11 protein-coding genes are annotated in these 17502 nt (G+C 65.5%); 4 read left to right on the top strand and 7 right to left on the bottom strand.

Annotated features, from left to right (window positions below):
- The 7 genes from AC0V2Y_RS22560 to AC0V2Y_RS22530 all read right to left on the bottom strand — a co-directional run.
- Positions 1-503 (bottom strand): T6SS effector BTH_I2691 family protein (locus AC0V2Y_RS22560; protein WP_475418372.1); only part of this gene is annotated, 503 nt, incomplete at its 3' end.
- 45 nt (positions 504-548) lie between these two features.
- The gene (locus AC0V2Y_RS22555) at positions 549-1487 is read right to left on the bottom strand and encodes a DUF4123 domain-containing protein (protein WP_475417717.1); all 939 of its coding nucleotides are present in this window, start codon (positions 1485-1487) and stop codon (positions 549-551) included.
- Positions 1474-4290 carry a type VI secretion system Vgr family protein gene (locus AC0V2Y_RS22550; RefSeq protein WP_475417718.1) on the bottom strand — a complete coding sequence of 939 codons (2817 nt, stop codon included), beginning with the start codon at positions 4288-4290 and terminating at the stop codon, positions 1474-1476. The genes AC0V2Y_RS22555 and AC0V2Y_RS22550 overlap by 14 nt, the downstream gene beginning before the upstream one ends.
- A 122-nt stretch (positions 4291-4412) precedes the next feature.
- On the bottom strand, positions 4413-5687 hold the full coding sequence (locus AC0V2Y_RS22545; RefSeq protein WP_475417719.1) for a T6SS immunity protein Tli4 family protein: 1275 nt from the start codon (positions 5685-5687) through the stop codon (positions 4413-4415).
- Positions 5688-5796: 109 nt separating this feature from the next.
- Entirely contained in the window at positions 5797-8850 is a 3054-nt protein-coding gene (locus AC0V2Y_RS22540; protein ID WP_475417720.1) for a phospholipase D-like domain-containing protein, read from the bottom strand.
- A 55-nt stretch (positions 8851-8905) separates the two neighbouring features.
- Positions 8906-12202, bottom strand: coding sequence for a type VI secretion system Vgr family protein (locus AC0V2Y_RS22535; protein WP_475417721.1), 3297 nt, complete (start codon positions 12200-12202; stop codon positions 8906-8908).
- Entirely contained in the window at positions 12199-12963 is a 765-nt protein-coding gene (locus AC0V2Y_RS22530; RefSeq protein ID WP_475417722.1) for a hypothetical protein, read from the bottom strand. The genes AC0V2Y_RS22535 and AC0V2Y_RS22530 overlap by 4 nt, the downstream gene beginning before the upstream one ends.
- Positions 12964-13180: 217 nt before the next feature.
- Between AC0V2Y_RS22530 and AC0V2Y_RS22525 the strand changes: the two genes are divergently transcribed.
- The 4 genes from AC0V2Y_RS22525 to tssM form a co-directional block, all read left to right on the top strand.
- Positions 13181-14026: a M15 family metallopeptidase gene (locus tag AC0V2Y_RS22525; RefSeq protein WP_475417723.1), complete on the top strand. Its 846-nt coding sequence runs from the start codon at positions 13181-13183 to the stop codon at positions 14024-14026.
- Between the two features lie 15 nt (positions 14027-14041).
- Entirely contained in the window at positions 14042-14311 is a 270-nt protein-coding gene (locus AC0V2Y_RS22520; RefSeq protein WP_086148295.1) for a PAAR domain-containing protein, read from the top strand.
- Between the two features lie 31 nt (positions 14312-14342).
- The gene (locus AC0V2Y_RS22515) at positions 14343-15785 is read left to right on the top strand and encodes a hypothetical protein (RefSeq protein WP_475417724.1); all 1443 of its coding nucleotides are present in this window, start codon (positions 14343-14345) and stop codon (positions 15783-15785) included.
- A 46-nt stretch (positions 15786-15831) separates the two neighbouring features.
- Positions 15832-17502: type VI secretion system membrane subunit TssM (gene tssM / locus AC0V2Y_RS22510; protein ID WP_475418373.1), on the top strand; the 1671-nt coding region annotated here is incomplete at its 3' end.

The following is a 17502-nucleotide window of genomic DNA, read 5'->3' as shown; positions in this document are numbered from 1 at the left end:
GTACTGCCTGCAGCCCATTCCTTCGGCAGGAAAACCTGCATCTGTCCCTTTTCAGCTTTGGCGTCGGCATTGGCCGCATACGCGTCCAGCCGCTCTCTCGTCATGGCAGTCGGCGTGAACAACAGATAAATTTTTTCGACAAACTCGATCTTGTCGATCGCGATCATGCTGGCGTTGATGCCGCACGTCGTGCGGTCACAGGAAAAATTCACGGCCGCCGATGGCGGCGAATCGACGGGAAATTTGGACAGGAAGGCGTCGTCGTCGGCAAAATAGCCTTCCCAATACAACAATCCCGACCGCTTGATCAGCACGTACAGGAAACCGGAGCGCAGCAGGCGCGGCGCATAGCCGGCGTTCTCCAGCGTGATGTGCTTGACCTTGTCGCCCAGCTTGCCGGGCAAGGCGGGGACCTGACTGGCCGCGCCCTCGCCCACCACTGCCGCATAACGCAGTGGCAAAATGAACAAGCCGTTCTTATCGCAAAATTTACAGTCTTTCATCGCTCTTCCTGTTGAGTGGGCGGCACGCGGTCATCCTGCTGGGCATCAGCCCTGGGAATGCAGACGGGCGTTCAATACGATATCCAGTGGCAAGCCTTGCGTGCTTGCCATTCGCATCAGTTCCCCAAGGGCGGGGTGCAAGGTGAAGGCCTGGCCGTGTTCGACGGCGCGCCAGGCATAGGCGATCTGGTCGTCCGCCTGCGCCAGGCCCGCATTTGCGCTGTCGACAAGATAGCGGTCGATCTGCGCGTCGATGCCGGTGCCGATTCGCGTTTGCCTTGCGCGCAGGATGCGCACGACCAGGTTGATCTGCTCGATGCGGTCCATCGCCTGCGTGGTTGGCTCATCGATGCGCAGGGGAACGTCTTGTACTGCCGACACCGGCTGCGCATGGCCATGCCGGATCAGCTGCCCCTCGCGATCGAGCTGGCACCAGGTTTCCACAGGACCGAGCAGATCGGCAAAACTGCTGTACCCCGGCGTGCCTGCCGCGATAGACGGCGGCAACAGTCTTGCCAGATGCGGCATGACGCGGGGGTCGAAATAGCGCAGGTAGACGGCTTCGCCGGACGGATAGCGCACATTCAGGCGCGCCAGCATGGCGCTGCGCAGGCGCGCCAGGGGCGCATGGCTAAATAGCCAGGCGCAGATGCGGGGCACCGCGCCCGGTTCGGCATGCTGCTCTTGCGCCAGCTTCAAGCTATGTTCGACCAGCGCATAGTGCTCGGGCAGCTGGTTGGACAAGGCGAGCAGCATCGGTGCGCGCTGCAGGTCATCCTCGAAGATCGGGTCATCGAGCAGCAAGCTGGCCGCGGGCGGCGACAGGGGCGCGATCGCCTCGCGCAGGGGATTGTCGATGAACTGGTCGATCAGGACGACGGTCCTGTCATAGCCGCGGGCCACGTTGTAGAGCACTTCATCGGGGCGCGCCGTCGATACCGCCGCCGGAGACAGTGCTGGCGATGGCGCTTTATCGTTTGACACTGGCCGCTCCCGCCTGCGTGGCATCGAGGAGTTTCAGTGCGCAGCCTTTCAATTGTCCTGTCGGCAAGGCCAAGGGTGCAGGACTGGCGCTCGCCGGCCCCGTCAACTCCTTCATGCCGGCCTTGAATTCCATCTTGCCGGGCCCATGAATTTCGATATTGCCGCCTTCGAGCTTGATATAGGCGCCCTGCACCGTCAGCAGCACATGCTGCTTGCCGCTCACGTTGACGCTCTTGCTGACGCTGGCCACGGTCACGGCCTTGTCTGCGGTTAATTTTGTTTCATCGGACTGGCTCTGGGTGCTGACCTTGCCGCTGGCGGCGTGCAGGCGGATGCCCGTTTCCTGATTCGGTTTGTCGGCCTTGCTGGCCTTGCCGTAGGTAAACAGGCTGATGCCGGAACTGACCGCATGAAAATGGTTGCCTTGCGCGCCGAAGTTGATGTCCTGCCCGGCCGCGATGCTGCTGGTATTGCCGGCGGCAAGGAGCGCGTTGAGCGGGGTGGTGGCGGCGATGCCGGCCGGACTGGACAATTGCAGCTGCGGCGCGCCATAGGCCGTGGCCTGACCATCGCCTGCGCCTTCCGCGCCCTTGAGCATTTCTATGCTGTGCGCCAATTGTTTCAGCGCCGGCAAGGTGCCGGGCGCCGCGTCGGCCTGCCCTTGCCCGCCGTCCAGCACGGCCTTGTGCTTTTGCGCCGTCTCGGCAAGCGATGTCAGCAGGGCCAGGCTCTGCTCGATCTGGGCCGCCGCCTCCTTGCTATCCATCTGCGTGCCGCTGGCGTTCGTGCGCCCGTCGGTCGACAGCAGCAACCCCTGCCCCGCGCGCAGCGCGGCGCTGTGCTCGGTTTTCAGCTCGGCGCCGAAGCCGGCGGCGGCCAGCCGCTGGTTGTCCGTCTGATGGCGCAGGTGTCCCAGGTTCAGCTCGGCAGTACCCTGGTGCGCGCCGGCATGGCGCTGCAGGGCCACGCGCGGCTGGCCCGGGCTATCGTCGAACACCAGCTGGCTGTACGCAGCACCACCCTGCTGGCTGGCCTGCATGGCCTGGCTCTTGATGCCGGACAACGCGGCCGGGTGGGCATGCGCGCCCGCTTCGCCGGGAAACCAGGCTGGCGCGTTGCCGGTGGCCGGTCCGGCGCCATGCGCCACGCGGTTATTCTGGGCATCGGCCGTGCCTTGGCCGTTGTAGACGGCGCCGATGACGACAGGCCGGTCAATATTGCCCTCAAGAAAATCGATCAATACTTCCTGGCCGATGCGCGGCAGCGCATGGCCGCCCCAGTTGGCGCCCGCCACCGGCGCCATGGTCGAGGCCACGCGCACCCAGGTACCGGCGCTGTCGTCGCCCGGCGCGCCCGTATGCCCGCCGCCTTGCGGATGCTCGAGGCGGCTGTGGCTCATGACGCCGCGCTGCCAGTGAAATTGCACCTTGATGCGGTGGTCGCGGTCGGTGTGAATCACGGCGCCGGCCGGCCCCACCACGACGGCCGTCTGCTGGCCATGTACGGTCGGGCGCGGATGCAGCAAGCAGCCATGCTGGTCCTTGCCGCTGGCGCGATAGGGAATATTGCTGCGGATGGCGTCGATGCGGTTGCGGTACAGGGGCCGCTCGGCAATGGCGCCCTGCAGCGCGGACATGCGATGCAGGCTGCCGGCGTGCTCCTTGCGGATGGCCGCATCGAGCAGGCCCGTCTTGAGCGTTTGCAGGATCGACGACTGCAGATCCGCGCTCAGGTTGTTGTGCATCAAGTGGACCGTGCGCACGACCAGGAAAGTGCGCTCGGCGTCGCTGCCGGCCTGGTCGAACACCGGCTGTCCCTGCAGGACAAACGTGGTGCCCGGCGACAAGGTACGCACGGTACCGGCCGCCACGTGGATCTCCTTGCCCGCTTCCAGCGCCTGCAGCTGGTTGCACGCGATGCGCTGGCCCTGTTCGCGCGAGGCGTAGGCATAGGCGCCGGGCGCGTCGCGGCTGAGCAGCTCCACGCCCTGCGCCGCCCCCCCCGCTCCCGCCGCGCTGGCAACGCGCTGGTCGAGCGAGCGGTAATCCCAGCTGCCCATTTCGATGGCATTGGTCTGCTGGCGCAATTCGGTGCGCCAGCGGTCGATGCTGTCGACCTTCATGACGGCGCCTGGCTGCGTAAAATTGATGCCGCTCTGGGCATTGGGCTTGAATGCGCCGTTATGGTCCGCGATCACCAGGCAGTGGCTGCCCAGGCCGGGGCTGGCGGGATCGCCGCTGTGTTCATAGTAATAAAACAGGCCTTCCTCGTACATCAGCCGCTGGGCGTAGGCCCAGTCGCTTTCCTGATACTGGGTGCTCAGGCTGCGCTTCGGATATGCCGCGCGGTCGAGAATATCGAAACGCCAGGCCGGCGCCAGCTTGCCCTGCCCTTGGTAGGCGGCAAACAGCGCGTCGAGGATGTCGAATACCGTCATATCCTGGAACACGCGGCTGTCGCGGCCGTGGTCAAGAAAAGCGCTCCACGGTTCGATGGTCAGGTGATAGCGCGCCATGCCGCCGTTCGCCCCGGCCAGCTCGACACCCGTGATGTGGCCGTGGAACGGGCGCAGCGCGTCGGCGCTGGTGGAGGTCAGCAATTGCAGCAAGGCCGGCTGGCCGATCAGGGTGCGCAGCGAAATGCCCGCGTCGGTCGACAGGGCCGCGATCTGGAACACGAAGCCCGTACTTAAGCCCTCCTCGCCGCGCACGCATTCGGCCAGCAGGCGGTCGGCGCCGAGGGGCGTGGTCAGCTGCAACAATCTGCTGGCTTGCGTGAAACTGGCGGGCAAGGACATCGACATCCGGAAACTCCATCACGCGGCTACCCGCAAAAAATTAGTAAATAAGCACTTTTATCAAGGCATTACACCCTAGAAATTTCGTTATAGCAAGAGTGATTCGATTGAAATCGGGACCGCATCCATCACTGCGCGCCCTGCAGACCGCGTAATTCCGGCATGGCCGGTTCGGTCGGCCGCAAATGCGTACTCTTCAACAAGGTTTCCAGGCGCGCGTAGCTGGTTTTGAACGGCGGCGGATTCTGCTTCAGTTCCGGCGCCTGCTCCATGCTGCGGCTGCCAAGTTCGATCAGAATGTAGGGCAGCACCGCCGTGCCCAGCCATCCCGCGTAACCGGTAAATACCGCATAGGTTTCAAACGGCGCGCTGCCCGGCCGGCTCACCTTCAGCGCCACGCCGCCCTGCTGCGCCGTCAGCGCGCCGATGCGGGCGCTACGGGGCGCGATGCGTTCGACGATGAAAGGCTGGGCTTCCTGTTCGCCGCGGCTGCCGAACTGGCCGATGCCGCCGGTGGCGGCCGCCTGGACCAGCGGCACTTTCAAGGCGCGCGGGTCGACGTTGCCGGTGCTGATCGTATACAGCACGCCCGGCGCATCCGGCCAGCGCAGCGACTGCTTGATGCTGCTGATGGTCTTGCCGTCGTCGGCGATGAAGCCATGCGGGATGCACAAGCCCAGCTCTTTCGGCACCTCGCCGGCGGCGCGCGGGCGAAAGCTTTTCAGGAAGCGGGTAAAGCGCTGGCCGTGGAGCGCCACGCTGTCCTGGCCGCGTATTTCCTCCATGGATTCAAACACATAGACATAGTCGCCGCGTTTCAGGTGGCTGCGATAGATGGAATAGCGCGTCGGATTGATCGTTCCCGAACCTTCGCTGGTGCGGTAGCCTTCGCTGTCGGGCAGGCCGGAATCAAATGTCTGGTAGTTGCTTTGCAGTTCCTTGAGCTGCGCCTGCCGGCCTGTGACGGACTTCTGCGCCAGGTAGCTCGCCTGGCGGGTCCTCGCATCGGCGGGCTGGCCTTTCAATTCGGCCAGTTCTGCCTCATCGTCCCTGAGCAGCGCCCGCAGGCTGTCGATCCTGGGTTGCGGCAAGGCTTCCCGCAAGGCGGCCAGGTCTTCCTTGCTCAACGGACCCAGCACGCCGATGCGGACATTGCCGACCTGTATCTCATCACCCTGGTGAAATACCTGTTCGCTGAACGAGCGGTAAAAGATGCCCGTGTCGGACGCGTCCTTGTAGCGGGTCGGCCACTGTACCGGCGCATGCACGTCGAACACCAGCCGCCCCAGGCATTCGCGCGCCATGCCGGCCGGCGTCACGTACCCGGGCACCGTCGCTTGCGCCAGCTCCTGCGCGGTGGGCTTGCGCGACGGCGCCGCCGGATCGGCCTGCTTGGCGGCCATGCCTTCGCCATGCGCGCCGGCACACAGCAGGAGAGCGGCGAGATGGCGTGCGGAAAAATGCGGAAGACCAACTATCGTCATGGGTATCACTCAAAAAATACAGCGTTCGTCAAGCCGAGCTTTCGCGCTGCCCGGCTGGCAGGCGCCTGCCTGATTCAACCTGGGCATAGGTTTCTTGCGGCAAGGAATGGTCGGCATCGTGCAGCGGTTTCTTCTCCTGATGGGCCAGCAGGGTCAGATTCATGCCTGAAATATTGTTTTCGCCCGCCGTCCAGGTGACCGGCAAGGCCACGATGAAACCCTGCACGCCCACGGGAGCCGATTCGGGCGCGCGCGATTGCGCCTCCCAGGAATGCGATTCATCGCGCAAGATATCGGCATCGCGCCAGAAACGCTCGTGGAACGGCATGTAGTGCTGCAGGCTGCGCGTCCTGGCGTTCCACGTGGGCCAGATCGAACTGGGCTTGCCGCTTGGACGCGCCAGGAAGGCGAAGGCCTTGGCATACGCTTCCGCATTGGCCAGCGCCACTTTCTGGATCGCTTCCCAGGTGTCCGGGGCCGCCGGATGCAGCAGGTGCTTGATCAAGTCCTTGGCCGGGGTGGCGCCATCGGTCAGGCCAAAGAGTTTCTTCCACAGGCGCACCCGCAAGTCATGCACGTTGACGCTGACCTTGTCGCTATCGACACCGTCAAGCGCGACGTCGGTCTGATGGTCATCCCTGACGACGACCGCCAGTTCCGAATCGCGCCCGCCCAGCTGGCTGCGGTCGTTGATATTGGCGCTGCCCAGGATCGCCACCCGGTCGTCGGCGATCAGCAGCTTGGAGTGCACATAGATCTGCTCCGTCACATGGCGCTTGCCCAGCGTTTCCCACGAGCGCAGATTGAGCAAGGTCAAATAGCTGGTCCACTTGTCGCCGGCCAATTCGGCAAGCCGGTCCGTCGCATAGCCCGCGACGGTTTTCTTGGCCTCGTCCGCATCCAGTTTCTTGCTCTTGCGCAGGTCCCGCACCAGGATGGCGCGCCTGATCCGGTTGACCAGGCTATCCTTGCCGAACACCAGCGACTGCATCGTCAGATGCAGCTGTGTCATGATGTTGAGGGTGTCGAGCGTGCCTTCCGGGTGTACCGGCAGCACCATGTACACATGGAAGGGCAAGCCATCGTTGATGGCGCGTTCGATGCGCTGGGACAATGCCAGTCCGATCGGATTCAGAATGCCCGGCTCCTCCTTGCCCATCATGCGGGTCGAGGTGATATCGGCGTAGTTGCTCATCACATTGAACAGATCGGCCATGAAATCGCTGCCGCCGCCGGCAATGTCGGCCTTGACATCGTCGATCTGCGACCAGACCAGCTTGTCGATCATCTGTGCCGGCGGCACGCCATAGACGCCGAGCTGCTTCGCATACTTTTCATAGGCCGGCGACTTGCTGATGTCGAGCAGGGCCGCCATCGGACCGGACAGCGGCCTGGTCTTGCTTTCATCGCTGCCATATTCAGACTGGAAAAACTGGCCCTCGATATACATGAATTTCTGCGCGCCGTTAATCGCCGTCAACATCGCCTTCAGACAATTGTTCTGCGGCCATGCCGGCCTGGCCGCCGGCTGCCCCTTGCGCGCATGCGCCGCCATTTCGTCCTTGAGCAAGGTCATCGGCGCGCTGCGCAGCACTTGCACCCAGGCGTCGCCCGGCTGCGCATGCGTATTCGGCGGCGGCGCGGCGGCGATGCGCTGCAAGACCAGCCTGGGCGTGCCGGACATGCCCAGCGCCTGGAACATCTTGACCAGCGCCGGCGGCACGCTGGCCTGGTACGATTTTTCATAGCGCTGGGCAATGCCATTCCAGCGCTCGATGAAATTGCGGCTCAAGTCGCTGACCGAGGGCCCGACGATCGCCGCATGCACATCGTGCCACGGCATGCGCGGCTGCGTGGCGGCGAAGGTCTTGGCCCCGGTCGGCATGATCTTGCGCAGTTTTTTCAGGTTTTCATAGCGCGTGGGGCGCGCGTCGGCCAGGGTCGACAGATAAGTGAGGACGCCGATCACGAACGTTTCGATCAGCCTGGCCGTGCCGCTGCGCAATTCGGGCGGCAGCTTGTTCAGCGAGCCCGCGTTCAGCCACGACATCAGCGCCGTGCCGCCGTCGATCACATGCGCGCTGCCCGTGGTGCGCACGCCATCGACCTTGTCGCGCAAGCCCTTGTCGAGCTGGCCGTAAGCCCAGCGCGACATATCCTGCGCGACGTCGATCGGTATGTCCTGCAGCTTGCCGATAAAATCGGGCATCAGGTCGATCGCCTTCCATTTCGCGGAAAGATTCTTCGTTACCCGGGCGATGCCATCCTTGGCGCCCTGCACCACGTCGAGCGCGACGGCGATCGGCGCGGCCGTGGCCGAGGTGGCAAACGCGGCCGCGCCACCGACTTTTCCGCCGATGCAGCCGGCCAGCAGTTCCGCGCGCGTCAGATACGCCGTTTGCGCTTCATTGCTCATGGGCTCGATGGCTGGGATGCAGGTGTTGTAGACCTCATTGCCCTTGCGCGTGCCGTGGCTGAGGGCGAACTTGCCATTGTCGCGCCGGCCATAGGCAAGGTCGATGCCGCCGACAAACGCGCGTTCATCGTCGATCACTACCAGTTTCTGGTGATGCGAAAAGCCGATGCCCAGCATCCCTTCCATGTCGCTCTGGGCGATCGCCGGCAAGGCGAATGCCTTGGCGGGGCCGCCGACGCCGGCATTGAGCTGGAAGATGGCCAGCACGGTTTCGAAGTCGCCCGTGTCGACCCCGACCTTGGGCGAAAGCCACGGCATGACATACACTGTCGGCGCGGCGGGGCTGCTGATGGCCGTTTCCAGGCATTCGAACAGGGTCTTGCTCGCCGTCAGTTCCACATCGAAATTTACTTGCCAGCCTGTAATGAAAATCGATTTCTTGGCGCCTTCGATGGCCTTCGCCACGGCCGTGAAATACTCTTCGCCAGTCACATAGAACTCAACGCGGTTGCCCTTTTGTTGTTCGGAAAAGATACTGCCCCACTTTTGCTTGGGAAAATTGGGCAGCTCCTCGCCATCGTGCACGAAACAGCCGGGCGCCGAGGTCGCCGGCGCGCTCGGCGTACCGTCCTTGGCCGTCAGTTGGGAGATATTTTTATGTGTCATGACGCATGTCGCTGTCGATCGCCAAGGTGGCGTGCCGGGAATGAAATCGTCACCATCAGACTTTCACCTTCGGCAAGATGTTTTTCAGGGTAAGCGAGGCCAGCGCTTCTTTCGCATAGCGCGCCTGCGGCGCCGCGGCCGCCTCGAAGATGGTGCCGTAGCGCCCGGCGCTGAAGTCCGCCGCCTGCATCGCATGGAACAGCTTTTCCTTGTCGGTCCAGTCGGGCGATTCGGTTTCCACGTTCAGCCGCACGCTGTGGCCCGGATACACGATCCACGTATGGTCCGGATTGCTCGCATAGACGGCGGCGAGCTTTTTTTCCTCTTCATCGCTGAGCTTGATGTTGCCGGATGCATCGGTCTTGCCCTGCGCGACGAGCTTGTCGCCGTCGATGAAATCCATGCCGTCGGGCTGCGCGCCATGGGTGATCTTCCACGGCGTGTGCGCCAGCGCATGGCCTTTCAGCCCTGGCGTGTCGGCCAGGCGCAGCATGAATTTCAAGGGCCGCAACGCCAGCTCGGAACGGGGCAAGCGCGGCAAGGGATAGCCAAGCCCTTGCGGCCCCAGAAAACTTTTCTTGCCCGCAAACACGGTCATCTTGCCCGGGCACTGGATCGTGATATTGCCGCCCTCGATGGTGATGTTGGCCCCGCCCGCCGTCGACAGGCGGATGCTTTTCGCCGCCGCCCAATCGATGTGCGCGTTGGCACTGACGACGTTGACCTCTTCGCGCGCCTGCACCTTGATCTCGTCGGACTGGGCCTGTACCTCGATCGGCTGGCTGGCCGCCACCAGCTGCATGCCCAGCTCGCCCTCGCCCGGCTTGACCACGCCGCCCAGCAGGCCGATCGCCTGGCCCGTGTGCAATCGCCATGTGCCGCCGCTGGTGAACTGCGTGTCGAGCCCGCTCATCAGGGACACCGTTTCGCCGTTGGCCAGCTGGATATCCTGGCCGGCCACCACGCCCAGCCCCGCCTTGGCCGCCACGGCGAGGATGGCGTCGCTGCTGTGCGGCAGCTTGTCGTCGGCCGGCGCAGTGGGCTTGCCGGCCGCGTCGCTTCGGGCGGCGGCCACGCTCTCGCGGCTCAGCATGCCCGAGGCGCTGGCGAGAAAAGCCAGCAACGGCGCGGCCTTGGCGTCGAGCGCGCTGCTGCCCGGCGCCGTCGCCCCCAGGTGCGCCGCATAGGCGACGCCCTGGTGCGTGACGGCCGCCTGGCTGAAGGTCTCGCCCAGCTTGGCCGCCTGCTTGAGCAGCGCCATGCCGGGCGCATTGTCGCCGGCCGGGTCGCGCGCGCCAGCATTGTGATTGATGACATAACTCGACACCAGCAGGCCGGCACCCGCCCGCACGGCGCCATACGCATCGGTGCGCAATTCGGCGCCGGCGCCGCGCAGGCTGCCGCGGTAATTGTCGGCGCCGTGGATCAGATGACCCAGGTTCAGTTCGCTGGCCGCGTGGCTGCTTTTCAGCTGGATACGGCCCTGCTGGTCGGTGTCGTCGAACAGCAGCTGGTTATAACCGGCCGCACTGCCCGCCTTGCCGAATTCCTTGCTGCGGATGCCCCATTGCGCGGCCGTATTGCGGTGGCCGGCGCTGGCGCCCGATGCGCCATGCCACAGCGGACTGTTGCCGCCCGCCACATTCCCCTGTGCCGACACGCCATGATCGTGCGCCGGCGCGAACACGCCGGCGTCGCCCGGGTCGCGCGCCGCGCCGCCCGGCGTCGGCACGCCGCCGCCCTCGCCCTGGCCGTTGTACAGGGCGCCGACGATGACGGGCCGGTCGATATCGTTTTCCAGGAACTGCACCAGCACTTCCTGGCCGATGCGCGGCAGGAACTGGCTGCCCATGCCGCCGCCGGCCGCGCGCTGCGCCACCCGCACCCAGCACGTCGCGCCCGTTTCCCGCTGCCAGTGAAAGCGGATGCGTACCCGGCCCAGCCTGTCGCAATGGATTTCCTCGGCGCCGCTGGCCACGTCATTGCCGTCGGCGCCGACGACGATGGCGCTCTGGCTGCCGAAGGCGGTCGGTTTCGGATGCTGGCGCAGCCCGTTTTCGCCCAGCACCGGGCGCCACGGCGTGGCCGATGGAATCGCTTCCAGATGATTGGCATAGCCGCTGGCCATGGCCTGGGCGATCACCTGCTCGACATGCTCGATGTGGCGCGGCCCCAGATTCAGCGTGCCCAGGCTTTCCTGCAGCAGTTCCGGAATCGGGCCGAACAGTTCGGCCAGTCCCTGCCTGGCCGGCGCCGGCAGGTTGTTGACGCCCACGCTGCACACGCGCAGCAGCGTGTAAGACGGCGCGTCGCCTGCCGCCTGCAGAGGGCCCTGCGTCAGGCTGAACCGCGTGCCGGCGCGCAAGGTCCGCACCGTCGAGCGGGCAATGCAGCGTTCGCGGCGCGCTTCGAGCGCCTGCATCCGCAACAGCGCGTAGCGGCTGGCCTGGGCGGCGTCGGCATAGCAATACTGGCCCGGCGTATCGTAGCTTTCCAGCAGCGGCGCACGCCGGCCGCCCATCGCCGTCCGGGTCGGCACGCTGGCCGCGACCGCACGCTTGGCCTTGTAGTCGTAACTGAGCACGGTGGCCAGCGCCGTGTTCAGCGAGCGCGCCGTGCTGAACGCCTGCATGGTGTCGCCCTGCTCGCCGGCGCGCGCGCCATGAAAGCGGATGCCGCCGCCGGCCGCGCTGGAAGCGTCTTCCGGCACGGCGCTGTCGGCGCTGCTGTCGGCAAACAGCACCAGGCAATGACCGCCGTCCTGTTCCTCGAAGCGCCATGCCAGTCCTTCTTCGGTCAGCAGGCGGCTGACGAAATCGAGGTCCGATTCGCGGTACTGGCAGCAATAGCTGCGCGGCGCGGCGCCCTCCATGAACGGACGCGTTTCATCGCTCCAGCGCCACAGCGCCGCCGGCGCATACGACTGGAACACGGACTCCACGACCTCGATCACGGTCTTGTCTTGCCAGACGCGGCTGTTACGCACCTGGCCCAGCCGCCACAGCCATGGCGTCAGGCGCAGCCGGTAGCGCGCCAGGCCGCCCAGGCTGCCCAGCATGGCCGCTTCGCTGACATGGCCGCTGAAGCTGGCGCGGCTGCCATCAAACAGACTGACCTGCAGCGTGGCCCGCTTGCCCAGCATGGGCGCCAGCGCCAGCTGCGCGCTGGTCGACAATACGATGACATCGCGCGCGCCCGGCGTCTGCAATTGCTCGTCGCCGGCGAACGCTTCCACCAGCAGGGGCGCAGTCTCGTGCGCACTGTCGTCTTCAAACTTGAGCTCATACAAGCGCGTGATGCTGGAGAACGCGCCCAACGCGGCGCCCACCCGGTCCAGCAGCGCTGCGCTCATCGCGCGCCTTTCGCCGCAGCCCTGGCCGCCTTGCATTGCGGTTTGCCGGTGCGGCCGGCGCAGGTTCTCTGGCGGCAGCTATCGGCCGCCGCCGGTTTCAATTTGCTGCATTGCTGCAACTGGGCTTGCAGGCTGGACGGCGCCTTGACGGGCGCCGTGCCCGCCTGGGAATGCGACACCAGCGCGGCCAGCAGGGCCACGTCGCTTTCCTGTTCCGGCGTGGCGGCGGGTTTGGCCGGATCGGCCGGCTTGAGCGCTTTGGCGGGCGGTTTCTGCTGCGGTGCGCGCGCCGGCCTGGGCGCGCTCTTCTGCGGACTTTCCAGTGCCTTGCTCAGCACATCCCTGGGGCGCGGCACGGGCGCAGGGACGGGCATGCCGGCGCCCAGCATTTCGCTCAAGCTCTGCTGCGGCAGCGCCTGCTGCTCCTCCTCGCGTATGCTGGCCGCGGCGGGGGCTGGAGCGGCGGCCACGGCCGGTGCTTCCGGCGCTGGCGCCGTGCCGGCCGGCGCCGGTTCGGCCTGCGCCGCCGTTTCGCGCTGTCCCAGCCAGGCGCCCGTGGCCAGCAGCAGCAAGGCGCCGGCCACCATGCCGCCCCAGACGGCCCAGCGGCCGGCGCGACGGCCGTCATGCGGCACGGGCGCGGGCCGACGGCCGCCTTCGAGGTGGTTCAGGATACGGCTACGGTCGGCCTCGGCCTGCTGCGCGGGCGTCAATAAGCTGGGCCGTGTCGATGGCCTTGGGCTGTCGTCATTGCTTCGCAAAATTTTAACTCCTGTCAATATTTACAATACCTTACGACAATAAAAAAAAGCGTGACGCATGTTAGGAAATCAACAGTGCCGACCCGGCGCACAATTGAAACAAAGCCCCCGTAATTAGCAAGTTAGTAAGATATACTCCGAGGCAATATTAGCGCAAACGCTGGCACCGCGGCATTCAACTGCCCATGCATGGCGCCTTTTTTCGAACGGAGCGGGCGTGTTTTTACTGGCGGTGGCACTCTATTTTTTACTCGCATGCCTGATCAGCTGGCTGGCGCTGTTTCCATCCGGCCGCGAACTGGTGCTGCGGGCGCTGGCGACGGCCGAACAAGGTTTGACGGCGCGGCTCGATCGGCTGGCCCGGCGCAGGAACGCCGGCCTCGATACGCTGCGCCGTGGCGGCGCCAGCACGCTGCTCGGCAGCGCGGCATTCGTGCGCCGCCATTACCTGCTGTTCCTGGGCGGCGCGGCGGTGGTCTGCCTGCCGCCGGGGATCGCCTTGCTGGCAGGCAGCAAGAACATGCTGGGCGGCTATGAGGTCTCGACGCGCGAAATGAATACACAGGTGTCGGCCCTGCTGCAAGGCGAACAGCTGGTGCCGCCGGTAGACCTGCCGCCGCTGGTGTTCGCCACCGAGGAAGTGCAGCAAATTCGGCCGATGCTGGTATCGGCCAGCCGCAACTGGACGCTGCTCAATGCCGAGTACGCGCAAAGGCTGCTGCTGGTGTTCAAGATCATGAAGGAAAAACATGGCTACGACATGGCCATCCTGGAAGGCTACCGCAGTCCGGAGCGGCAAAACATGCTGGCAGGCATGGGCAGCAATGTCACCAATGCGGCCGCGTTCCAGAGCTGGCATCAGTATGGCCTGGCCGCCGATTGTGCCTTTTTGCGCGACGGCAAGCTGGTGATCTCGGAAAAGGATCCCTGGGCCATGCGCGGCTATCAGCTGTATGGCGAAGTGGCCGAATCGGTCGGCATGACCTGGGGCGGCCGCTGGAAAATGATGGATTTCGGCCACACCGAACTGCGCATGCCCGGTGTCATGAAAAAACAACGATGACTGGAAGGAGCACATATGGCTGGTCCCGTAATCAGATTGGGCGATAAAACATCGCATGGCGGCAGCGTCCTGGAGGCCTCGGCGATGACGGACAGCGGCGGCATCGGCATCGCGCGCGTTGGCGACAAGGTCTCGTGCCCGCTGCCAGGCCATGGCACCTGCCCCATCGTCAGCGGCGACGCCAGCTGGATCGTCGACGGCAAGCCGGTGGCACGCCACGGCGACAAGACCAGCTGCGGCGCGATGCTGATCGCCAGCCAGCAAGCCACCACGGATCAGCTATGACGTCCCGCCGCCACTGCAAGGGGGTGCGCTGATGCGCCCGTGGCTGCGGCGCAGCCTGCTGATACTGGCCGTGTTCGCCTTGTGCTGGGGCGGCGCAATCTGGTACTGGCGCAGCAGCACGCGCATGCCGTCGACGGGCGACCTGGCCGGCACCATGCTGGCGTTGCCGCTGGTGCTGCTCACCAGCTGGTGGCTGGGCAAGAAACTGCTGGCCAGGCTGGCCGCACCGGCAGCGGCGCCGGCCGATGCCGCCGATGGCGACGCCCACGCGGGCGCGGGCGCGAATGAAGCTGCGCCGCGTGCGCCGCTGCACCTGGCCGCCGCCGCCCTGCGCATGCCCGGTGGCGAGTCGGCGCCGGAACTGGCGGCCGCGCTGCTGGACAAGCAGCAGCGCCCCGAACTCGATCCCGAACTGACCGACGCGCAGGGCTACCCCGTGATGAGCGCCCGCGTGGCCGGCCTCGATGAACAGGGCCAGAAGGAACTGCTGGACGACTGGCTGCGGACGCGTCCGGCCGATACGGCGCAGGGTGCGGCGCCGCATTTCGATGCCGAACACTTGCGCGCACTGGCGCTGGGCGCTGGCGTATTGAACGAGCTGATGCAGGAAGCGGCGATGCACGCGGCGCTCGACAGCGACAAGGCGGCGCAAACGGGCGCGCGCGCCGCGCTGCCGACCCTGCAACTGCATCTGCTGTTGCCGTCCGATTGGGACAAGCCGCAGCGCGACACGGGTGCCGCCTGGCTGCACGCGCAAGCGGAACGGCAAGGCTGGCCGTCCGACAAGCTCAGCACACACTTGGCCGGCGACAGCGGGCCGCTGGCGCTGATCGAACAGCTGGCCGCGCAAGCCGCCTTGCAGGAGCTGCCTTGCCTGGCCATCGTGCTCGCTTGCGCTTCCCATATCGGCGAACTGACCGTGCATGACTGGACCGCGCGCGAGCTGCTGTTCAACACCGGCCAGCCGGGCGGCCAGATTCCCGGCGAAGGCGCGGCCGGCCTGTTGCTGGCCGATGCGGCCCAGGCGGCGGCGCTGCAGGTGGACACGCCGATCCTGCTGCATCAGGCCAGCATGGCCGTGCGCGGCAGGTCGGCGGATAGCCGCGGCCCTGGCGATGCCAGCTTGCTGTCCGAGCTGGGCGGCAAGGCGATGTCGGCGGCGGGTGTCGCCCCGGCCGCGATCATGCGGCTGTACGCCGATGCCGACCAGCGCTCGAGCCGCATGATCGAACTGATGAACAATGCCGGCACGCTGCTGCCCGATATCGATCTCAGCAGCGACGTACTGAGCGTGGCGGCCGCCTGCGGCCAGAGCGGCCAGGTGGCCACCTTGGCGGCGCTGGTGCTGGCGCGGCACGAAGCGGCCGGCAATGCCAGCCAGGTGCTCTGCCTGAGCAACCTCGACGCCTTCCACCGGGCCGCCGTGGTGGTGGGCCCGGAAGCCCTTGCCCCTGAATCCCTCGCCGCCACATGAGCCCTCCCTCCACCATGCCTATCAACCTCTCGCCCCTCATACTATGATGCAACGATTCTGGCATTCCATTACTACCCGTTTCAGCCTGTTCGCCATCGGTTTCGTGGCGTTGGCCGCGCTGCTGGCCAGTTGCGCCGTCATCTTTGAATGGCCGCTGGTGTGGATCGTGCCGCCGCTGGCGCTGGTCCTGCTGGTCGCCAGCGTGGTCTGGTGGCTGCAGCGCAAGCGCCGCCAGCGCGATGCCGCCCAGTTCGGCGGCATGCTGGAACAGCAGACGGCCGGCGCGGTGCCCAAGGCGGGCCCCACCCAGCGCGAGGAAACCGAAGCCATCCGCAAGCGCATGCTCGAGGCGATCGGCACCATCAAGACGTCCAAACTGGGCCAGCTGTCGGGCGACGCGGCCCTGTACGAGTTGCCCTGGTATATGATCATCGGCAATCCGGCGGCCGGCAAGAGCACGGCGATCGCCAATTCCGGCCTGCAGTTTCCTTTTGCCGACAGCAAGATCGTGCAAGGCATCGGCGGCACCCGCAATTGCGACTGGTTCTTCACCACCGACGGCATCCTGCTCGACACGGCGGGCCGCTATTCGGTCAACGACGAAGACCGCGCCGAATGGTTCGGCTTTCTGTCGCTGCTGAAAAAACACCGCAAGCGCGCGCCGATCAACGGCATCATCATCGCCGTCAGCATTGCCGAACTGACCGGCAGCCGGCCCGAATTCGCCATCAACCTGGCCAAGAACCTGCGCCAGCGGGTGCAGGAACTGACGGAAAAACTGGAAGTGCACGCGCCCGTCTACGTGGTGTTCACCAAGGCCGACCTGATTACCGGTTTCAACGAATTTTTCCAGGACACGGAACGCGGCGAACGCGACCGGGTATGGGGCGCCACCCTGCCCTACAACCAGACCAGTTCCAGACAGGACGTGCTGGAGCAGTTCGACCAGCGTTTCGACGAGCTGTATGACGGTTTGAAAGAGCTGAGCCTGGCCAGCATGGCGCTGCAGCAGAACGAACGCATGCCGCCGGGCGTATTCACCTTCCCGCTCGAATTCAGCGCGATCAAGGGTGCGCTGCGCGCCTTCATCGCCACCCTGTTCGAGGAAAACCCGTTCCAGTTCAAGCCCGTCATGCGCGGCTTCTATTTCACCAGCGCGCTGCAGGAAGGCGTGTCCGTATCTGCCTCGTCGGAACGCGTGGCGCAGCGCTTCGACTTAAAACTGCAGCCGCAGCAACACAACGCGGTGCAGGACCAGCATGGCTATTTCCTGCTCAATCTGTTCCGCAAGGTGATCTTCGCCGACAAGGAACTGGTCGCCCAGTACGCCAGTCCAGCCAAGACCCGCCTGCGCTACGCCACCTTCTTTGCCGCCACCGCGCTGGTGGGCCTGGCGCTGGCCGGCTGGAGCTGGTCCTACATGGCCAACCGCCAGCTGGTGGCCAATGTACAGGCCGACCTGGACCAGGCGATCAAGGTGCAGGACAAGCGGCTCGACCTGCAATCGCGCTTCGAAGCGCTGGAAATTCTGCAGGACCGGATCGAGCAGCTCGATTCCTACCGCAACAGCCGGCCCGTCTCGCTGGGCCTGGGGCTGTATCAGGGGGATCTGCTGGAGCGCAAACTGCGCGAGGAGTATTTCTCGGGCGTGCGTGAAGTGATGCTCAGCCCGGTCGCGCAATCGCTGGAAGCCTTCCTGGCCGAAGTCAACGCCGGC

It is taken from the genome of Janthinobacterium sp. BHSEK, assembly GCF_056174685.1.
Note: the sequence above shows the minus strand (reverse complement) of the source record. Positions and strands in the feature narration are given on the sequence as shown.